18 protein-coding genes are annotated in these 19,679 nt (G+C 36.2%); 11 read left to right on the forward strand and 7 right to left on the reverse strand.

Annotated features, from left to right (window positions below):
* Nucleotides 1-35 precede the first annotated feature (35 nt).
* Complete coding sequence (locus tag BN1354_RS00755) at nucleotides 36-413, forward strand: RidA family protein (RefSeq protein WP_045090180.1); 378 nt, start codon at nucleotides 36-38, stop codon at nucleotides 411-413.
* Entirely contained in the window at nucleotides 410-787 is a 378-nt protein-coding gene (locus BN1354_RS00760; RefSeq protein WP_045090179.1) for a YccF domain-containing protein, read from the forward strand. The genes BN1354_RS00755 and BN1354_RS00760 overlap by 4 nt, the downstream gene beginning before the upstream one ends.
* A 3-nt stretch (nucleotides 788-790) precedes the next feature.
* Here the strand turns inward: BN1354_RS00760 and tatC are convergent, their stop codons facing one another.
* The 4 genes from tatC to BN1354_RS00780 all read right to left on the reverse strand — a co-directional run bounded on the left by tatC (nucleotide 791) and on the right by BN1354_RS00780 (nucleotide 4,572).
* Entirely contained in the window at nucleotides 791-1,615 is an 825-nt protein-coding gene (gene tatC / locus BN1354_RS00765) for a twin-arginine translocase subunit TatC (protein ID WP_045090178.1), read from the reverse strand.
* Nucleotides 1,616-1,653: 38 nt separating this feature from the next.
* A complete protein-coding gene (locus BN1354_RS00770) occupies nucleotides 1,654-1,857 on the reverse strand; it encodes a Sec-independent protein translocase subunit TatA/TatB (RefSeq protein ID WP_045090177.1) in 204 nt (67 codons plus the stop codon).
* A gap of 154 nt (nucleotides 1,858-2,011) precedes the next feature.
* On the reverse strand, nucleotides 2,012-3,001 hold the full coding sequence (locus tag BN1354_RS00775; protein ID WP_053826377.1) for an endonuclease/exonuclease/phosphatase family protein: 990 nt from the start codon (nucleotides 2,999-3,001) through the stop codon (nucleotides 2,012-2,014).
* A gap of 101 nt (nucleotides 3,002-3,102) precedes the next feature.
* Entirely contained in the window at nucleotides 3,103-4,572 is a 1,470-nt protein-coding gene (locus BN1354_RS00780) for an aminoacyl-histidine dipeptidase (RefSeq protein WP_053825947.1), read from the reverse strand.
* Nucleotides 4,573-4,715: 143 nt separating this feature from the next.
* Between BN1354_RS00780 and BN1354_RS00785 the strand changes: the two genes are divergently transcribed.
* The 7 genes from BN1354_RS00785 to BN1354_RS00815 all read left to right on the forward strand — a co-directional run bounded on the left by BN1354_RS00785 (nucleotide 4,716) and on the right by BN1354_RS00815 (nucleotide 12,497).
* Entirely contained in the window at nucleotides 4,716-4,937 is a 222-nt protein-coding gene (locus BN1354_RS00785; RefSeq protein WP_045090174.1) for a hypothetical protein, read from the forward strand.
* A 12-nt stretch (nucleotides 4,938-4,949) separates the two neighbouring features.
* On the forward strand, nucleotides 4,950-5,582 hold the full coding sequence (locus BN1354_RS00790) for an OmpH/Skp family outer membrane protein (protein WP_045090173.1): 633 nt from the start codon (nucleotides 4,950-4,952) through the stop codon (nucleotides 5,580-5,582).
* An 84-nt stretch (nucleotides 5,583-5,666) separates the two neighbouring features.
* Nucleotides 5,667-6,860 (forward strand): glycosyltransferase family 2 protein, encoded by a 1,194-nt coding sequence (locus tag BN1354_RS00795; RefSeq protein WP_052673201.1) that lies wholly within the window; start codon nucleotides 5,667-5,669, stop codon nucleotides 6,858-6,860.
* A 74-nt stretch (nucleotides 6,861-6,934) separates the two neighbouring features.
* Entirely contained in the window at nucleotides 6,935-7,540 is a 606-nt protein-coding gene (locus BN1354_RS00800; protein WP_053825948.1) for a MarC family protein, read from the forward strand.
* 191 nt (nucleotides 7,541-7,731) lie between these two features.
* A complete protein-coding gene (gene eno / locus BN1354_RS00805) occupies nucleotides 7,732-9,015 on the forward strand; it encodes a phosphopyruvate hydratase (protein ID WP_053825949.1) in 1,284 nt (427 codons plus the stop codon).
* Nucleotides 9,016-9,163: 148 nt separating this feature from the next.
* Nucleotides 9,164-11,365: a sodium-translocating pyrophosphatase gene (locus tag BN1354_RS00810; protein WP_053825950.1), complete on the forward strand. Its 2,202-nt coding sequence runs from the start codon at nucleotides 9,164-9,166 to the stop codon at nucleotides 11,363-11,365.
* Nucleotides 11,366-11,498: 133 nt separating this feature from the next.
* Complete coding sequence (locus tag BN1354_RS00815) at nucleotides 11,499-12,497, forward strand: malate dehydrogenase (protein ID WP_053825951.1); 999 nt, start codon at nucleotides 11,499-11,501, stop codon at nucleotides 12,495-12,497.
* 119 nt (nucleotides 12,498-12,616) lie between these two features.
* Here BN1354_RS00815 and BN1354_RS00820 read toward each other — a convergent pair whose 3' ends face one another.
* Both BN1354_RS00820 and hcp read right to left on the reverse strand, forming a co-directional pair.
* Complete coding sequence (locus tag BN1354_RS00820) at nucleotides 12,617-13,855, reverse strand: DUF438 domain-containing protein (RefSeq protein ID WP_053825952.1); 1,239 nt, start codon at nucleotides 13,853-13,855, stop codon at nucleotides 12,617-12,619.
* A gap of 32 nt (nucleotides 13,856-13,887) precedes the next feature.
* Nucleotides 13,888-15,531, reverse strand: coding sequence for a hydroxylamine reductase (gene hcp / locus BN1354_RS00825; protein ID WP_053826378.1), 1,644 nt, complete (start codon nucleotides 15,529-15,531; stop codon nucleotides 13,888-13,890).
* 161 nt (nucleotides 15,532-15,692) lie between these two features.
* Here hcp and BN1354_RS00830 point away from each other — a divergent pair, with 161 nt between their 5' ends.
* Nucleotides 15,693-16,349 (forward strand): Crp/Fnr family transcriptional regulator, encoded by a 657-nt coding sequence (locus BN1354_RS00830; protein ID WP_074010712.1) that lies wholly within the window; start codon nucleotides 15,693-15,695, stop codon nucleotides 16,347-16,349.
* A gap of 112 nt (nucleotides 16,350-16,461) precedes the next feature.
* The gene (locus BN1354_RS00835) at nucleotides 16,462-17,784 is read left to right on the forward strand and encodes a Gfo/Idh/MocA family protein (protein WP_053825954.1); all 1,323 of its coding nucleotides are present in this window, start codon (nucleotides 16,462-16,464) and stop codon (nucleotides 17,782-17,784) included.
* Between the two features lie 82 nt (nucleotides 17,785-17,866).
* Here BN1354_RS00835 and aspS read toward each other — a convergent pair whose 3' ends face one another.
* Nucleotides 17,867-19,624 (reverse strand): aspartate--tRNA ligase, encoded by a 1,758-nt coding sequence (gene aspS, locus BN1354_RS00840; RefSeq protein ID WP_053825955.1) that lies wholly within the window; start codon nucleotides 19,622-19,624, stop codon nucleotides 17,867-17,869.
* Nucleotides 19,625-19,679 lie beyond the last annotated feature (55 nt).

Consider the following 19,679-nt stretch of genomic DNA (forward strand, 5'->3'; position numbering starts at 1 on the left):
TAAATATACCTTTTAATCTCAAAATTGGTAATAATATGAAAAAAGTTATATCAACAAAAAATGCTCCTGAAGCAATTGGACCATACAGTCAGGCAATAGAGGTTAACGGATTTCTATTTTTATCCGGAATGTTACCTATTGACCCCACTACCGGAAATTTCGTTCCTGGAGGTATTATAGAACAGACTTCACAGATATTTATCAATATTAAAGCTATCCTATCAGAAGCAGGATTGAATATTGAGAATATTGTAAAGACAACCGTGTTTTTAAGTGATATGTCGCTGTTCGATGGGATGAATCAAGTGTATGCAAAACAGTTCAAAGACTCTTTTCCAGCAAGATCTACAGTTGCTGCAAAAACACTCCCGAAGAATTCACTTGTTGAAATAGAAGTAATTGCTGCCAAATGAAAACATTAGGTAATATTATATGGATACTCTTTGGGGGTTTTGTAATCGCAATTGAATATGTAATAGGGAGTATTACCCTAATGATTACAATTGTCGGAATACCTTTTGGTATTCAGTCGCTCAAACTTGCGGAGGTTGCACTATGGCCGTTTGGTAAAAAGGCAGTACATAGCAGTACATCTTCAGGATGCCTTTCACTATTGATGAATGTCATTTGGTTCTTTGTGGGAGGATTGCCAATAGTGCTGACCCACCTGCTTTTTGGGTTGCTTTTTTATATTACCATAATTGGTATACCATTTGGTAATCAGCACTTCAAACTGATGAAGCTAGCTTTTTCCCCTTTTGGTAAAGTAGTGATAAATATAAAATAAGTTTTACTCAAAGATTGCAGGTAAATTTTCCTCTTCCTCTTCCGGCGGATCTTTTTTAACCACGAAGGCACTGATCTCCCATAATGCATAAATTGGCAGGGTAACTACAATAAGTGAAAATGGGTCACCCGATGGTGTTATAAGTGCTGCTGCCAGTAGAGAACCCACTACTGCATGACGGCGGTATGTTCTGAAGAATGATCGGTAAATCAATCCAAGACTGGAAAGTAGCCAAAATACCAGGGGTAGTTCAAAGACTAGCCCCATTATTAGTATAAGAGTATAGAAATTACTCATGTATGAATCAAGTGATATCATATTATCTATAGACTCACTCAATTCAAAAGTAATAAGAAACCTGAAGATCAATGGGAATACTATGAAATATCCTACAAGGCATCCAACGATAAACATAAATCCTCCGAAACCAAAGGCCTGTTTTACACCTTTTGCTTCGTTTTCATAGAGTGCTGGGCTAATGAATTTCCATATCTCATATAATATATATGGGATAGTGCATAGAACTCCAAAAGCGAATGATGTTGAAATATAGGTCATGAACTGTGTAGTCATGTTTATATTCAGCATCTTCACATTAAATGACTCAGCAGAAAAATCCGGTAAGAACGGTATAAATTGGCTCGCCTTATCCAGAAATTTGTATGTTACAAAGTCAGAATTACGCGGTGCTAATATAACTGAGTCAAAAATATGAGGTATTATGATGAATCCTAGTATAGATAAGACTACAACAGCAATGATTATATGAATAATAGTCCATCGGAATTCTTCCAGATGATCCCAAAAGGACATTTCTTTCTCTGCCATGTATATACCCGTAATCTATAGGGGTTCTTAAAATAAATTTATTTATCGCCTGTTGTTTTATTATCTGAAGGATCTGCTTTGATATCTTCTTCAATATCATTCAACCCTTTCTTAAAGCTGTTAATACCTTTTCCGAGGCCTTTCATGAATTCAGGTATTTTTTTACCACCGAAAAGTATCAGAATTACTATAACAATAATAGGTATTTCCCAACCGTTTAAATTAATAAGTAATGGATTCATAGGTTTTTATTTATTTGAAATGTTTTTATTGATGTTTAATCTTTATTGATTTTGTTTTTCTATCTATCATAGACATTGCAAATGTATGGCTAATTTATGAAACTAACCAACTGTTTTAATATAAAGTTTGAAAAAACGGGACTCAATGTATCTGTTAAATCTCGGAATGTATGTTAATAATTAAATCCATATAAACCGGTAAATGATCACTGAACCCAGCGTTGTATCTGGGCCCTAGATTGGTTCTGAACGGCTTTTTGCCATAGTACCCGTGATCATCTTCCAAAAGAAAGTCTGCCTTATAAATATGTGCCAGTCTGTTTTTAACAAAGATATGGTTATTTGTATCTAAAAGATTTCCGGAAACTATTATATGGTCGTTTATATACCATCTTCCCTGATATTTATATGTTCCGATTTCAGAGTTATTATTTTTTCTATAAAACAGATTGAAAAGTTCCTTTTCTATTTCTGATTCTGAGTCAGATTGTAATATGTCATTATAAAGATCTGTACTATTAGCCCTGAGTATTTCTGACATACTCTTATCACTGGGTTGATCGTTAAAATCACCCATAATAATAAAATTTGCATTATTGCGCTTTAAAAGCACACTGTCTACTATGTTCCTTAGAGCTTTAGCTGATTCAATTCTTGCCGGCTCTGTCTCTTTCTGTCCTCCACTTCTCGAAGGAAAATGGCAAACAAATACATCAATGGTATCTTTACTTAAAACAAGTCCCGTTACATGTAGTATATTACGGGTTGGTTTTATATTTTTTTGGTTTAATCCGATTTTGTACTCATTACTTTCCAGTGGTTTAAACTGATGCCTTTGGTATAGCAAGGCATTATCTATTCCTCTATTATCTGGTGAATTTGTCATTACATACTCATATCCCTGAGCCATGAGTGGAGATCGATTGACAAGATCGAATATAACGCTGTCATTTTCAACTTCACAAAGACCAACCAGTGCCGGTGATTGCATGCCTCCGACTGCTGTAATGACTCTTGTAATATCCTGAAGTTTTTTACGATACTTCCAGGGTGTCCATTTCATAAAGCCATCAGGCAGAAAATCATTATCATCCTTTGCAGGATCATCTATTGTATCAAATAGATTTTCTACATTATAAAACATTACACGGAAATTGTCCTGAGAAACAATTTCCGTGAATGATATTAATAAAAAAATATTCAATATGAAAAGTCTGTGACCTAACATTTAAATATCACTGACATCTATTCTACATCTTCTGAAGATACATTTTCCAATATTTTTACAAGGAAATCCCAGAATTTTGCAACAGAGGAAATCTTCATTTTCTCATCGGGTGAATGAACATCAGTCATATCCGGCCCTATAGAGATCATATCCAGGTTTGGATATTTTTCCAGGAATAATCCGCATTCAAGACCAGCATGAATTGCCTTTACTTTGGTGTCTTTATTAAAAAGTGCCTTATATTCTCTTTGTGCCAGTTTAAGCAGTTTGGAATCCGGATTTGGCTGCCAGCCCGGATATCCATCGTTATGTAGAACTTTTGCACCTGATAGCTCAAATACTGAAGATACCATATTTACAATATATCTTTTTTGTGACTCTACTGAGCTTCGCTGACTAGTGCCTATTTCAATCAGATTGTCCGGCAGTATTTTTATTGAAGCCAGATTCGTTGATGTCTCAACAAGTCCAGGAATGTCGTGACTCATTCCAATAACTCCATGAGGACATGCATTAAGTGCCAATATTAGTTTTTCTGTTGTTTTTCTGTTTATAACTTTTGAAGGAATTTGCACTGATTCAAGCTGAATATCAAGATTGGGTTCAGTATGTTTCAATTCATTCTGTACATCTGCTAGAAATGTATTAAGTTTTACTCTGATATCCTCTTTATATTTCTCTTTTACTCCTATCAATGCATATGCCTCCCTTGGTATGGCATTGTGGAGATTGCCACCTCCAATTTCGGAAAGTATCATATTATATTTTTTCCTGGAAATGGAGTTTAAAAATCTTGCAAGAATTTTATTGGCGTTTCCGAAGCCTTTATCAATATCACTGCCTGAATGGCCTCCTCTTAATCCTTTTACATTTACTTTGAACCAGAAGTATTTTTTAGGAGCATCTTTCTCTTTATATTTGAAATATGCCTTAGTTCCTTTACCACCGGCACATCCAATATAAATCTCTCCTTCTTCTTCCGTATCCAGATTTATAAGAAGATTACCTGTCAGAAAATCTTTCTCAAGAGCGTTGGCACCTGTTAATCCGGTCTCTTCATCAACTGTGAAAAAGGCTTCAATTTTACCATGTGCAATTTCATCGGATGCCAGTACAGCCAATTCAGCTGCAACACCAATACCATTATCAGCTCCCAGTGTAGTACCGTTAGCTTTTACCCAGTCACCATCAATGATAGTCTCAATAGGATCATTGTCAAAATCATGTTCCACGTCTGAGTTTTTCTCACAAACCATATCAATATGAGATTGCAGAATTACAGTTGGCAAGTCCTCCTTACCAGGTGTGGCCGGTTTGGTTATAAGTATATTGCCTGCCTTGTCCTGCTTCACTTCCAGACTGTGTTTTTCAGCGAAATCAAGTAGATATGCTCTGATCTTATCCTCTTTTTTAGAAGGTCTAGGTATTTGAGTTATGTCATAAAAATAACCCCATATTGACGAAGGTTCTAAATCTTTAATTGTCATAGTATGTTTTATTGAAATGTTTGTAATCGATAAAAATAGGTGAAAAAAAACCTTCATGCAATAATTTTAGCATCTTTAATAGGAAAATATCGTGATTAATTAGGTAAATAATCTATCTTTGCGACTCGAAAAGAAGGATTATTATGTTACAAACAGTAATTATAGGTATAGCAGTAGGATTTATAGCAATACTTTTAATGGGTATTCGTGTTTTCTTTACCAAAAAAGGAGAATTTCCAAATACTCATATAGGTGCAAGTAAAGCTATGCAAGAGAGAGGCATAAATTGTGCTACCTCTCAGGATACTGAGTATCGCTATAAAGAGAGCCCAATATTGAAATTAATGAAAAACGAAAAACTATAAAATTCCTTAATAATGAAGAATTTCTCCAATTATATAGTCAGTGGAGTGCTGGCTATTGCAGTTATTGTTCTATTTATCCTGCACTTTACATCAGGAAAATCCGGAAAAGAAGCCGACAGTAGAGATCTATCAGTTTTATTAAATGACTCCTCAGTTACTTTGCCAATAGCTTATGTTAACGTCGATTCTCTCTTAATGAACTACAATTTTGCAAAAGATTTAAATGAGTCTCTATTAAGAAAAGAGGAAAGTACCCGTGCTACTCTAAATCAGCGTCAAAATCAGATTAACTCTGCAGCACAGGAATTTGAACGTAAATTGCGTAACAACGCGTTTTTAAGTCAGGAAAGAGCCCAGCAGGAGCAAGAGCGTATTATCCAGATGAATCAGGAATATCAACAACTTGCTGATAGATTATCTCAGGAATTCATGATCGAACAGCAGAAGTTAAATCTTCAGATGGAAGATACAATTAAGGTAAGACTGGAAGAGTTTAATCGAGAAAGAAATTACGAAATTATTTTCAGCAATATCTCAACAAGCACACTAATTTATGCTAAGGATAAGTATGATATCACTGATGAAGTGGTGCAGTTCCTTAATAATAAATATGGTCCTGCAACTGCAATAACAACAGCAGAATAAGCTTCTGTGATATTTTATTGAATAGTAAAGAAGGGCTCTTATTTTAAGAGTCCTTCTTTGCGTTTAATTTATTAATTTTACTACATGATGAAATCGTTAAATAAATACCTGCAGAAACAGGGTCAGAGATATCATGATGATGTTTTTGACGTTAACTTTAATTCTGACATAATTGTAGTAATACCCTGTTATGATGAACCGGATATTATAAACACTTTGGAGAGTATAAGAAGATGTGACAGGCCTGAGTCTGTAAATTTATCAGTGATAGTAATTATCAATTCGGCAGTTAAAACTGATATTGATGTTGTAAACAGAAATACTAAAACATATCAGGAGGTTAGTTCTTATTCAAAGAAAATAGATGAACGCTCTTTTATTGTAAGAGCTGCTAAATTAGAGGGGTTACCAAACAAACATGCAGGTGTTGGATTAGCACGGAAAATAGGGATGGATCTTGCAGTAGAGCATTTTTATAAGACTGAAAACTATAGGGGAATTATTGTCTCTTTGGATGCCGACTGTGAAGTCTCTGACAATTTTATTACCACCGTTTATAATACTTTTAGAAGTGATGGTAATCTTAATGCTACCATACACAACTTTCATCATAGAGTAGAAAGTAGTCAAAGTAATATTGAATTTGCCGTAAGACAGTATGAGTCATATCTTCACTACTATAGTGAATGTCTTAAATCAACCGGATTTCCTTATTACTATCATACGATAGGTTCAGCGTTTGCAGTATCAGCAAATGCTTATGTGAGAGTTGGGGGTATGGGGCGTCAGCAGGGAGGGGAGGACTTTTATTTTCTACAGAAAGTGTTTCAATTAGGTGGGGTGAAATTGCTTAAAGAGACTTTTGTTTATCCCCTTGCAAGATTTTCAGAACGTGTTCCTTTCGGCACTGGACCGGCAATACAAAAGATTCTGGATGAACCTGACGGTGTTCTTAAGGTATATTCTAGACAGTCTTTTAAAGAGCTTAAAAGGTTTTTTGATATGAAAGAGTTCTTCTTCAAGAAGGATGAAGAAATTATAACTTTAAAGGTAGCCGAATTACATCCTGTTTTGATTGATTTTTTAAACGAAATCGACTATCTGAAATTATTAAAGGATTGCAATGAAAATTGTGCGACACTGAATAGTTTTGTGAAAAGGTTTTTTCATAACTTTAATGCTTTCAGGATAGTAAAATACTTAAATTATGTACATCCTGAACCTTTTAAACTTGAAAAAATCACTATGATAACTGACAAAATAGAATCTACTGTTTGATGTATTGATGTAATTTATTATTTTTGTGTTCAAATTGTAAGTTTATCCTTTCATTATTCTAAAATCATTATTATATGTTTGCTTTTAGCTGGGTTGAAATAGTAAGTGCTTTTTTGGTTTTGTTTGCAATTATTGATGCTACAGGTTCTGTGCCAATTTTCCTGAATTTAAGAAGTCAGGGGAGAACAATTCATGCGGAGAAGGCAGCTATTTACTCTTCAATTATATTGATAGGATTCCTGTTTATAGGAGAGGGATTACTCAGACTTTTTCAGGTTGATATCTCTTCATTTGCTGTGGCCGGAGCTGTTGTGTTGCTTATTATTTCAATAGAGATGATATTCGGAGTAGAGATTTTTAGAAATGACAATCCATCTGCTGATAACTCTTCAACACTTTTTCCGGTTGTTTTCCCACTAATTGCCGGACCAGGAAGTTTTACCACTCTTCTTACTATGAGAGCTGAATTCCACACCATAAACATAATTATAGCTGTTCTCATAAACCTAGTGATAGTTTACCTTGTATTGAGGTATCTGGATCAGGTGAAGAAACTTTTAGGTGAGAGTGGGGCATATATACTCCGAAAGTTTTTTGGTGTGATACTCATGGCTATTTCAGTAAAACTCATCACCTCAAATATGAGTGCACTAATTGAAACTGTTAATGCTGCTTTATAACTGTTTAATAGAATTATGACATTCTAATTAATAAACAGAGAGTTTTACAGGAAAAATATGTATATTTGCGGTATTAAAAGTTATAATATAAGATTGAAGGTATTAGGTTGTAACTCAGTCAAGTAGGATTGTTAAGTTAATTAATGATCCATTTCATTAGAACTATTTTATTACATATAAAAATCAACAACATGAGAATTGTAAGTATCTTAGGAAGAGAGATTTTGGATTCAAGAGGTAATCCAACAGTTGAAGTAGATGTATTAACAGAATCGGGTGCATTTGGTCGTGCAGCTGTTCCATCAGGCGCTTCAACAGGTGAGAATGAAGCATTAGAACTTCGTGATGGTGATAAGAGCCGTTACCTGGGTAAAGGTGTTTTACAAGCTGTAGCAAATATCAACGATATTATAGCTCCTGCTTTAATTGGTATGAATGTATTGGAACAGACTCAGATTGATGCAAAAATTCTAGAACTGGACGGTACTAAAACAAAATCTAACTTGGGTGCTAATGCTCTTTTAGGTGTTTCTCTTGCAGTAGCAAAAGCAGCTGCTAACTATCTTGGATTACCCCTTTACAGATATATTGGTGGTACAAATACTTATGTTTTACCTGTTCCTATGATGAATATCATCAATGGTGGATCACACTCAGATGCTCCTATTGCTTTCCAGGAATTTATGATTCGTCCTGTAGGAGCAAAATCATTTAAGGAAGGTCTTCGTATGGGTACTGAGGTATTCCATGCATTGAAGAAAGTACTTCATGATAAAGGATTAAGCACTGCTGTTGGTGATGAAGGTGGTTTCGCTCCTAACTTAAGCGGTGGTACAGAGGAAGCACTTGAATCAATTCTTACTGCAATCAAGAATGCAGGATATAAACCAGCTGAAGATGTTACAATTGCTTTAGACTGTGCTGCATCAGAGTTCTATAAAGATGGTATTTACGATTACTCTTTATTTGAAGGTGAAAATGGCAAAAAACGTAGTCGTGAAGAACAGGTTGCTTACTTAGAAGAGCTTATAACAAAATACCCAATCGATTCAATCGAAGATGGTATGCATGAAAACGACTGGGAAGGCTGGAAGTTACTTACAGATAAAATCGGCAGCAAATGTCAGTTGGTAGGTGATGACTTGTTTGTTACTAATGTTGATTTTCTTAAGAAAGGAATCAAAGAGGGTTGCGCTAACTCAATTCTAATTAAAGTAAACCAGATTGGTACACTTTCTGAAACTCTTGACGCTATAGAAATGGCTCACAGACATGGCTATACTAGTGTTACTTCACACCGTTCAGGTGAAACTGAAGACTCTACGATTGCTGATATCGCAGTTGCAACTAATGCAGGACAAATAAAAACAGGTTCTGCCAGTCGCTCAGATCGTATGGCAAAATATAACCAACTGCTTCGTATTGAGGAAGAACTCGGTGATAGAGCAGTATATGGTTATAAGAAGATTAAATAATAGTCTTGTAGCTCAGTTTATAACCACCCTGACATCCAGGGTGGTTTTTTTTGACCTTTATTTCCGGATAATTTTTACAGTTTTATAAATTAAAATTATCATCTTTGCAAATAATACCAATTTAATGTAAAACTCTAAATACCAACCTATGAATTACTTTTACTTAGTTCCGATTGCATCAATTGCAGCATTATTATGCGCATTCTATTTTTTCAGAAGTTTAATGAAAAAGGATGAAGGCACTCCAAAGATGAAGACAATAGCCGGTTTTATACGTGAGGGAGCAATGTCTTATCTGAAACAACAATATAAGGTTGTAATTATTGTTTTTATTATTCTCTCTCTCATTTTTGTGACAATGTCATTTTTTGGACTACAAAATAAGTGGGTGCCCTTTGCATTTCTAACAGGAGGATTCTTCTCCGGACTTGCAGGATTTTTTGGTATGAAGACTGCTACTTATGCTTCAGCAAGAACTGCCAATGCAGTACAGAAATCATTGAACAGTGGATTAAGAATTGCATTCCGTTCAGGAGCAGTAATGGGACTTGTTGTAGTTGGACTTGCTTTGTTGGATATTTCACTCTGGTATCTGATACTTGATTTTTTTGTTGATAATGCAGATCATGGACATAAATTAATTATGATAACTACTACGATGCTGACATTTGGTATGGGTGCTTCAACTCAGGCTCTCTTTGCCCGTGTTGGTGGGGGAATATATACAAAGGCGGCGGATGTTGGTGCTGATTTAGTTGGTAAAGTGGAGACTGGTATTCCTGAAGATGACCCGCGTAATCCCGCTACCATAGCAGATAATGTTGGAGATAATGTTGGTGATGTTGCTGGTATGGGAGCTGATCTTTATGAATCGTATTGTGGATCTATATTATCTACTGCAGCATTAGGAGCATCAGCTTTTGCTCTTAATCCAACTATGCAGGAAAATGCAGTATTTGCACCCATGCTGATTGCCGCTATTGGTGTTTTTCTTTCAATTCTTGGGATATACCTGGTAAAAACCAAAGAGGATGCAACTGTTAAACAACTTATGGATTCACTTAACAGAGGAGTTAATATAAGTGCACTATTTATAGCTATATTCACTTTTGGGATACTCTATATATTAGGTTTCAGTAATTGGATAGGATTGTCATTCTCTGTAATAACTGGTCTTTTGGCAGGTATAATCATTGGACAAGGAACAGAGTATTTTACATCATCATCTCATAAACCGGCTATTGAAATTGCAAACAGTGCAAAAACAGGACCAGCTACTGTAATAATATCAGGACTTGGTACTGGATTTATTTCTACTGTAATACCTGTACTATCTATTGTTGTAGCTATTCTGATTGCATATCTGTCAGCTATTCGGTTTGATGTTACTCATATGCTTACAGCCGAGAATGTAAGCATGGGGCTATATGGTATTGCAATTGCAGCTGTAGGAATGCTTTCAACTCTGGGCATAACACTTGCAACAGATGCTTATGGACCAATTGCTGATAATGCAGGTGGTATAGCCGAAATGAGTGGCTTGGATCCTGAAGTAAGAAGAAGAACAGATATGTTGGATTCTTTAGGTAACACAACAGCAGCAACCGGTAAGGGATTTGCTATAGGCTCAGCAGCTTTAACCGGTTTGGCTTTACTGGCTTCCTATGTAGAGGAGATTAGAGTTGCTCTCTTAAGAGTAAATGACAATGTACTTGAATTTGCTGATGGTCATACAGTTGATGTAGCAAAAGCAAGTTTTGTTGATTTTATGAATTACTACCAGGTTACATTAATGAATCCAAAAGTACTAGCTGGAATTTTCCTAGGTTCAATGATGGTATTTCTGTTTTGTGGCCTTACAATGAACGCAGTTGGAAGGACTGCAAGAAATATGGTTGAGGAAGTACGTTACCAGTTCCGTGAATTTAAAGGAATTCTTACAGGTGAGGATACACCTGATTATGCAAGATGTGTTTCTATTTCTACTAAAGGAGCTCAGAGAGAAATGCTGTTCCCATCATTGCTTGCTGTTACTGTTCCAATTGTTACAGGATTGATTATGGGAGTTTCGGGTGTAATGGGACTCTTAGCCGGAGGATTAGGTACAGGTTTTGTAATGGCTATATTTATGGCAAATTCAGGAGGTGCATGGGATAATGCTAAAAAGTATATCGAAATGGGAAATCTGGGAGGCAAAGGTAGTCATGCCCATAAGGCTGCAGTAGTAGGCGATACAGTTGGTGATCCATTTAAAGATACTTCAGGTCCTTCACTTAACATCCTTATAAAACTTATGAGTATGGTTTCTATAGTAATGGCTGGACTTACAGTTGCTTGGAGTTTGCTTTAAACACTTCTTTCAGTGCGTATTTTAGTGAATTTTATTAAAATGCATAGATGGTGATATGGCAATATTTCGTATATTTGAAGTCCTAAATCACTTTGTTAAAGCAGAATCACTAACATTTAAATATTAATCAATTATGAGCTTTCTAACGAACGACAAATTAACAATTGTAGGAGCTGCCGGTATGATCGGTTCCAATATGGCACAAACAGCTGCCATGATGCGTTTAACTCCAAACATCTGCCTTTATGACCCTTTTGAAAAAGGACTTGAAGGAGTAGTTGAAGAAATGCGTCACTGTGGTTTCGATGATATCAATTTTACATACTCATCAGATGTAAAAGAGGCATTTACCGGATCCAAGTATATGATTTCATCCGGAGGTGCACCACGTAAAAATGGCATGACACGTGAAGATTTGCTGAAAGGTAATGCTGAAATTGCAGCACAATTAGGAAAAGATATTAAATCTTACTGTCCTGAATTGCAACATTTGACTGTGATCTTTAATCCTGCAGACATCACTGGTCTTGTAGCATTAATCTACTCAGGCCTTAAACCTTCACAAGTTACTACATTAGCTGCGTTAGATAGTACAAGATTACAAAGTGAACTGGCTAAACATTTTGGTGTAGCCCAAAATAAAGTTACTAATGCACGTACATATGGTGGTCATGGTGAACAGATGGCTGTATTTGCTTCTACTGCTAAAGTAGATGGTAAACCATTAACCGATTTGATTGGTACAGATGCACTTACCAATGAAGAATGGGCTGAACTTAAAACTCGTGTTACTAAAGGTGGTGCAAATATCATTAAGTTGAGAGGTCGTTCTTCATTCCAGAGTCCAGCTTATACATCTGTTGAGATGATACGTGCAACTATGGGTGGTGAAGCTTTCCGCTGGCCAGCAGGTTGTTATGTGAATGAGCAAGGTTTCGAGCATATCATGATGGCAATGGAAACAACACTTGATAAGAATGGTGTTTCTTTTGGTAAAGTAAATGGTACAGAAGCTGAATTAGCTGAACTGAAACAGAGTTACAGCCATCTTGTTAAATTACGCGATGAAGTTATTTCTATGGGTATTATTCCTACTACCGATCAGTGGAATAGCGTAAACCCAAATCTCTAATAGATTGACTTTATATTTGAAAAAATAGAGGTGAATAATGAGTTGATAATAGTAAAGCCGGCAATATTGCCGGCTTTACTTGTTAACAATCTGTTTGTTAAATACTTTACAGAGCTATGTTATTTTTTCTCATATGATAATAGTCGCTGGTTACCTTCCAAACTTCGTAGTTTAGTAATATCCTGTGTTACTTCCAGAACACCTAGATATTCATTATCCTTACCACGAACGGCACAATATTCAATAACAATAAACCGATCTTTTTGGAATCCTGATATCCAGAAAATAGCTTTATTTTCCTTACCACTTTTGAAATCAGTTAGTATTTGCTCCACAACATGTACACTGCCCGGTGGGTGACACATCCTTACATCACGACCTATTATTGAACGGTTTCGTTCAAATACCCTGTTGGGACTATGTGAAAAGAACCTAACCTTATCGTCTTTATCTACAAAAGTTATATCAACAGGCAAATATTGGAAAAGAGCTTCAAGTTCGTTAATGTTAAAAGCTCCTGAAGATAATCTTATCCCATCAGTCTGAACATAAGTCTGCTTTTCTACTTTCATATTTGCCGGAGCCCACTCATCTTCCGGATCAATCAAGCAGTATCCGAATTCAGGAGTTTCCTGATATACTTTATACCATTCCTCTTCATTCAATGTATCCATCGACATAGGGAAAAGAATCTCCTCCTCTTTTTTAATCATTCCTTCAATCATTTCAACAGTAATGTCAAGTGAGTTGATGAGAATTAGTCTTAAATCCTTTAAATTAGTGATAGGAGAGGTGAGTACTTCATGAGATTTCTTAAGAAGCTCACGTGTCTCATCATGCTTCCCCCACATTACTTTAGGAGGTCCGGTAATAAGATGCTTTTCAAGAAACGGAAAAAGAAGATACTCTTTTCTTTTGTAATGCTTATCTATATCTGAAAAATTGTTGAAAATAGAACGAAGCTGAAGAACATAGCCAGGAACCTCAGAGTCTGTTATGTTATCTATTTCTTTACTTACCACTCTATAAGCTTCTATTTGCTTACGGATCGCACTGTTTTCTTTAATGAAAGTATCTACAGGATGTCCAGGAAGTACATCTTTTGCTCCATCTAAGTCAATACTTCCATCAAGTACAGCAGTATGTAAATCACAAAACTCCAGAATCTCCTTTTCAGTAAGTGAATTACTTGTTATTAATTCCTGTTCAACCTCTACAACTTCGTTATAGGGAATATTTCTAAGTGCATTAATAAGATGTCGACGCAGCAATGCAGGATTTCCTCCATTGTGAAGCTCTAGTAAAAGGCTGCGAAGCTTCTCTTTGCGCATTGTTGAGTTATTAATAAATTCGCTCATATCGATATTTTTTAATTTAGTAGTGATCAATTTTACATTAAAACCTTTAAATCTTCATCCACAGTTGTTATCCCTGAGATTCCAAACATATTAATCAGCACATTTGCTACATTAGGTGAAAGGAAAGCAGGTAGAGTGGGGCCCAGATGAATATTCTTGACGCCCAAAGAAAGTAGCGCAAGTAAAACAATAACAGCTTTCTGTTCATACCATGCAATATTATATACAATAGGAAGGTCATTTAGATCATCTAGTCCGAAAGCGTCTTTCAAGGCAAGTGCAATTTTAACTAACGAATAACTATCGTTACATTGTCCAGCATCTAGCACACGTGGAATACCATTTATATCTCCTAACGGCAGTTTATTATAGCGATACTTTGCACAACCAGCAGTCAGAATTACAGTGTCATTAGGCAACTTTTCAGCAAACTCAGTATAATAATTTCTACCTCTTACTCGTCCATCACATCCACCCATAACGAAGAATTTACGAATAGCACCATTTTTAACAGCTTCCACAATTTTATCTGATAAAGCAATTACCTGGTTATGAGCAAAACCTCCCACTATTTCTCCATTTTCAATCTCTGTGGGTGCACTACATCTTTTAGCATGTTCAATAAGTTCAGAAAAATCCTTAGGGTGACCATCATTGCGATCCTCAATATGTTTAAATCCCCCGAACCCTGATGCACCTGTTGTATATACTCGATCTCCATAAGTAGAATTTTTTCTTGGAGGAACAATACAGTTGGTTGTAAATAGGAAAACTCCATTAAATGTCTCAAAGTCATTGATCTGATTCCACCAAGCACCACCATAATTACCCACAAAATGACTATATTTTTTAAACGCCGGATAATAATGTGCAGGAAGCATTTCACTATGAGTATAAACATCAACACCTGTACCTTCAGTCTGCTTGAGAAGCTCCTCCATATCCTTCAAGTCGTGTCCACTAATAAGAATACCTGGATTATTTCTAACACCAAGGTTTACTTTGGTAATCTCCGGGTTTCCATAATTGGATTTATTTGCCCTGTCAAGTAATGCCATTACCTGTACACCATACTTGCCGGTCTCTAGAACAAGAGTTGTCAGATCATTAATGGAGAGAGTGTCATCAGTTAAATCCACTAAAGTTTTTTGTATAAAACTGTATATCTTACTATCAGTGTAACCTAGATTATAAGCATGTTCAGCGTACGCAGCCATTCCTTTCAAGCCATATGTTGTTAATTCACGAAGTGATCTGATATCAATATTTTCACTTGTTAATATACCCACTTTCAATGCTTTTTCTGCCATCTCTTCCTCAGTTTCACCAATCCAGTGAGCACCATCAAATTTGATGTCATCTATTTTGCCTCCAGCTGAAATCAGGCGTTCTCTGGCAGCGTTTCTCATCTCATAGGCCATCAATATCCGGGTAATAAATCTACTTTTATCAAAATTTGCATTGGTAATGGTCATAAATAAACTGTCCACTATAAACCTGTCAATCTCACATATCTCGATGCCAAGTTTTCTAAGTCTCATAGTATAATGAGAAATACCTTTACACAGAAACATTAGCAGATCTTGTAAATTGGCCACATCAGCTGTCTTACCACAAACTCCAATTATAGTACAACCTTCATTCTTACTGGTTTCCTGACATTGATAACAAAACATTTTCTCCATTTTCAGTTATATATTTTAAATATTCTGCCCCAAAATTACCTTCTTCAATTCTTCAATTGTGTAACCAATGTTACAACTGATCATTTTAACCTATTTTATTAAATAGAAGGGGCAGTTTTTTATGTATCTTTGTTTTCTAACAATCAATGAAAATGGAATTATTTGCTTGTCCCCTATTTTACGACTTAACAAAGAGTGAAATTGATGAGATCCTATCGCGTTCAGTAAATGAAGTTGTAACATTTGAGAAAGGTCAGCATGTAGTCCGTCAGGGTGATATAATTCATTCACTTTACATACTTGTTGAGGGGTTGGTCAGAACGGAGATGGTGACCAAGGATGGTAATGTTGTTGAAATAGAATTTATCGAACCAGTACGACCCTTAGCTCCTGCATTTCTTGTAGCAACCGAAAACAGATATCCTGTTGATGTTATATCTATGCAGAAAAGTGAGTTTTACATAATTCCTAAAACGCTATGGTTAAAGGAGATGATGAATAACGAGCAACTTCTTACCAATTTCATGGAATTAAATTCAAATATGACTGTTTTTCTTTCCAAGAAGGTTCAGATGATGTCTATCAAATCATTAAAAGGTAAATTATCGCTATATATACTTGAAAACACAACACCACAAAGTAACACTTTCATATTAAGAAGGACTCAAAGTCAGTTGGCCGAATATTTTGGAGTGCAGCGTCCTTCACTTGCACGCACTTTGGGAGATATGATCAGAGAAGAGTTGATATCTATTTATAAAAGAGAAGTCAAAGTTTTGGACAGAGGGAAACTGGAGAGCATGATTTAATCTTTTAGTAAATAATACATTTCCATGTTAAAAATGCAAATAGATAATAAAAAATTATATATTTGCAATTAAAATATCTGAAAAGTAGTTTAAACAATAATAATCTAAAGTCATGAGTAATCAATTAACAAGAAGAAATTTTATCAAAACGGCTGCCGTTGGAGTAGTTGGAGTTGCTGCCTTTCCACAATTCCTTTCATCATGCAAACAAAGTAAAGAATCAACCTCAGCCGAAGGATTAGTTCGTTTGGGTTTTATAGGGCTGGGACAGCAGGCAATGTACCTGTTGAATGGATACATAGGTATGCCCGATGTAAAAGTAGTAGCTGGCTGTGATGTATATGGTGTTAAAAGAGAGCGTTTTAAAAAGAGAGTTAGCGAATACTACTCAAGCAGTGAAAATGAAGTAGTGGTAGATGTCTATGAAAATTACACAGATTTAATTGCGCGTGATGATATAGATGCTATTGTGATAGCAACGCCTGATCATTGGCATGCATTCATTGCTATTCAGGCATGTAAGGCGAAGAAAGATGTATACCTTGAAAAACCATTGACATTCACAATAAAAGAGGGTCAAGAACTGATTAAGGCTGTAAGGTCTAATGGCGTTATTTTAGCAGTAGGCAGCCAGCAACGTTCCGATGCTAATTTCCAGCATGCTGTTAGAATGGTACAGGAAGGCAAACTTGGAAAAATTGAAAGAATTAATGCTTATGTTGGAGCACCACCAACACCTTACGATCTGCCGGAAGAACCTATACCTGCTGATTTAAACTGGCCACTATGGTTAGGACCATCTGAATATGTACACTACAATTCACAACTCAATCCTGTAATCACAATTGAACCTGAGCAGAATGAGCAAATTTGGGGAGCATGGCGCTGGTATAAAGAGTTAGGTGGAGGATTTACTACCGACTGGGGTGCTCATATGTTTGATATTGCTCAATGGGGTTTGGAAATGGATGGTAACGGACCGGTTGAAATTATTCCAGCAGGTTATCAGGATACCAAATTCCTTACATACAAATATGCAAATGGTGTTGTAATGACAGAAGAGCCATTTAACGATCAGATGACTAAAGGTGTTAAATTCTGGGGAGATAAAGGTTGGATTGAAGTTTCAAGAGAGCATTTCTTAGCATCTGATGATAGCTTATTACCAGTTAAGGTTGAAGAAACTACTGGAGCTTACGAAACCCAAATACCTCACCTAACTAATTTCATTCAGTCAGTTAAAAACAGAACAGAACCCGCAGTACCAGTAGAAGTAGGCCACAGTTCATGTGTAGTTTGTACACTAGGTAATATCGCTTATGATCTTGGCAGACCAATTAAATGGGATCCTGCAGCAGAAAAGTTTGTAGATGACCCTGAAGCAGATGCAAATCGTCTGTTCAATAAAACATATACAGAAGGATACGTTTTGTAACTATTAATTAAACAGGATTTTATTACAATAAAAGCTGCTTATTAGCAGCTTTTATTTTTTATTTCATTATTGTCAGAGAGTTTTATTTTGATTCAATAGGCTTAAGCATAATTCCTAGTTCGTCAAGCTGCTCCAGTGCTACTTTTGAAGGTGCGTCTATCATAACATCACGGCCAGCTGTATTTTTCGGGAATGCAATAGTATCACGAATACTGTCAAGTCCTGCGAATATCGATACAAATCTATCCAACCCAAATGCTATACCTCCATGAGGGGGAGCACCATATTTAAAAGCATTCATAAGGAAGCCAAATTGTGATTCTGCCTGCTCTTCAGAAAAGCCAAGGACAGAAAACATCTTTTGCTGCAATTGGCTATCGTGAATACGAATAGAACCTCCACCAATTTCAACTCCGTTAATTACCATATCATATGCATTTGCGCGTACAGCACCTGGATCACTGTCCAGAAGTGGAATATCCTCAGGTTTAGGAGATGTAAATGGATGATGTTTGGCAAAGAAACGACCTAGCTCTTCATCTTTCTCAAGAAGAGGGAAGTCAACAACCCACAAGCATTTGTAATCGTTCTTATCTCTCAAACCAAGACGATTACCCATTTCTAGTCTAAGTTCATTCAACTGTTTCTGCGTTTTTTCAGTTTCACCTGCAAGTACAAGCAGTAAGTCACCTGGTTTTGCATCACATCTTTCGATCCATGTTTTAAGAATCTCCTCACTATAAAACTTATCTACTGAAGATTTAACTGTACCATCTTCATTATATCTGACGTAGATCAGACCTTTAGCACCAACCTGAGGTCTTTTCACGAAATCAGTCAGCTCATCAACCTGTTTGCGGGTATAAGAAGCACACCCTTCTGCACAAATTGCAGCAACATATTCTGCATCATCAAACACCCCAAAACCTTGTCCAGTTGTTAAATCCTTGATTTCGGTGAAAGTCATACCAAATCGAATATCAGGTTTATCTGAACCATACAATTTCATTGCATCAGCATAGCTTATACGGGGAAAATCCGGAAGTTCAATATTTTTAATATTCTTGAAAAGATGCTTTGTAAGGCCCTCGAACATGTTGAGAACATCCTCCTGATTAACGAACGACATCTCACAGTCGATTTGAGTAAACTCCGGCTGCCTGTCAGCTCTTAAATCTTCATCTCGAAAACATTTAACAATCTGGAAATAGCGATCAAATCCTGAAACCATCAACAACTGTTTGAATAGTTGAGGTGATTGTGGAAGTGCATAAAACTCACCCTGATTCATTCTTGAAGGAACAATAAAGTCACGTGCACCTTCAGGTGTAGAACCAATAAGTACAGGAGTTTCAACCTCAAGGAAGTTCCTTTCATCGAGATAGCGACGAGTTTCAAAAGTCATTTTATGACGAAGCTCCAGATTTTGACGAACCACACTTCGACGCAGGTCCAGATAACGATACTTCATACGAAGTTCATCACCACCATCAGTCTCGGTTTCAATAGTAAACGGAGGAGTTTTGGAAGCATTCAATACAGTAAGTTCCGTAGCAATAATCTCAATGTCTCCCGTAGGAATATTGCTGTTTTTGCTGCTACGCTCTTTAACTATACCATTAACCTGAATAACCCACTCGCGCCCAAGCTTATTAGCCTGTTCACATAGGTTATTATTCACCTCCTGATTGAATGAAAGCTGTGTTATGCCATATCGATCCCTAAGATCAATAAAAGTCATACCACCCATCTTACGAATCTTAGATACCCATCCTGCTAATGTTACTTCACTGTTTACATCGGTCAGTCGTAACTCGCCACATGTCTTACTTCTGTACATAAATGATTTCCGTTGATTTACATTAAAATTTAACTGCAAATGTACATAATAAAAT

It is taken from the genome of Lascolabacillus massiliensis, assembly GCF_001282625.1.
Classification (GTDB): domain Bacteria; phylum Bacteroidota; class Bacteroidia; order Bacteroidales; family Dysgonomonadaceae; genus Proteiniphilum; species Proteiniphilum massiliensis.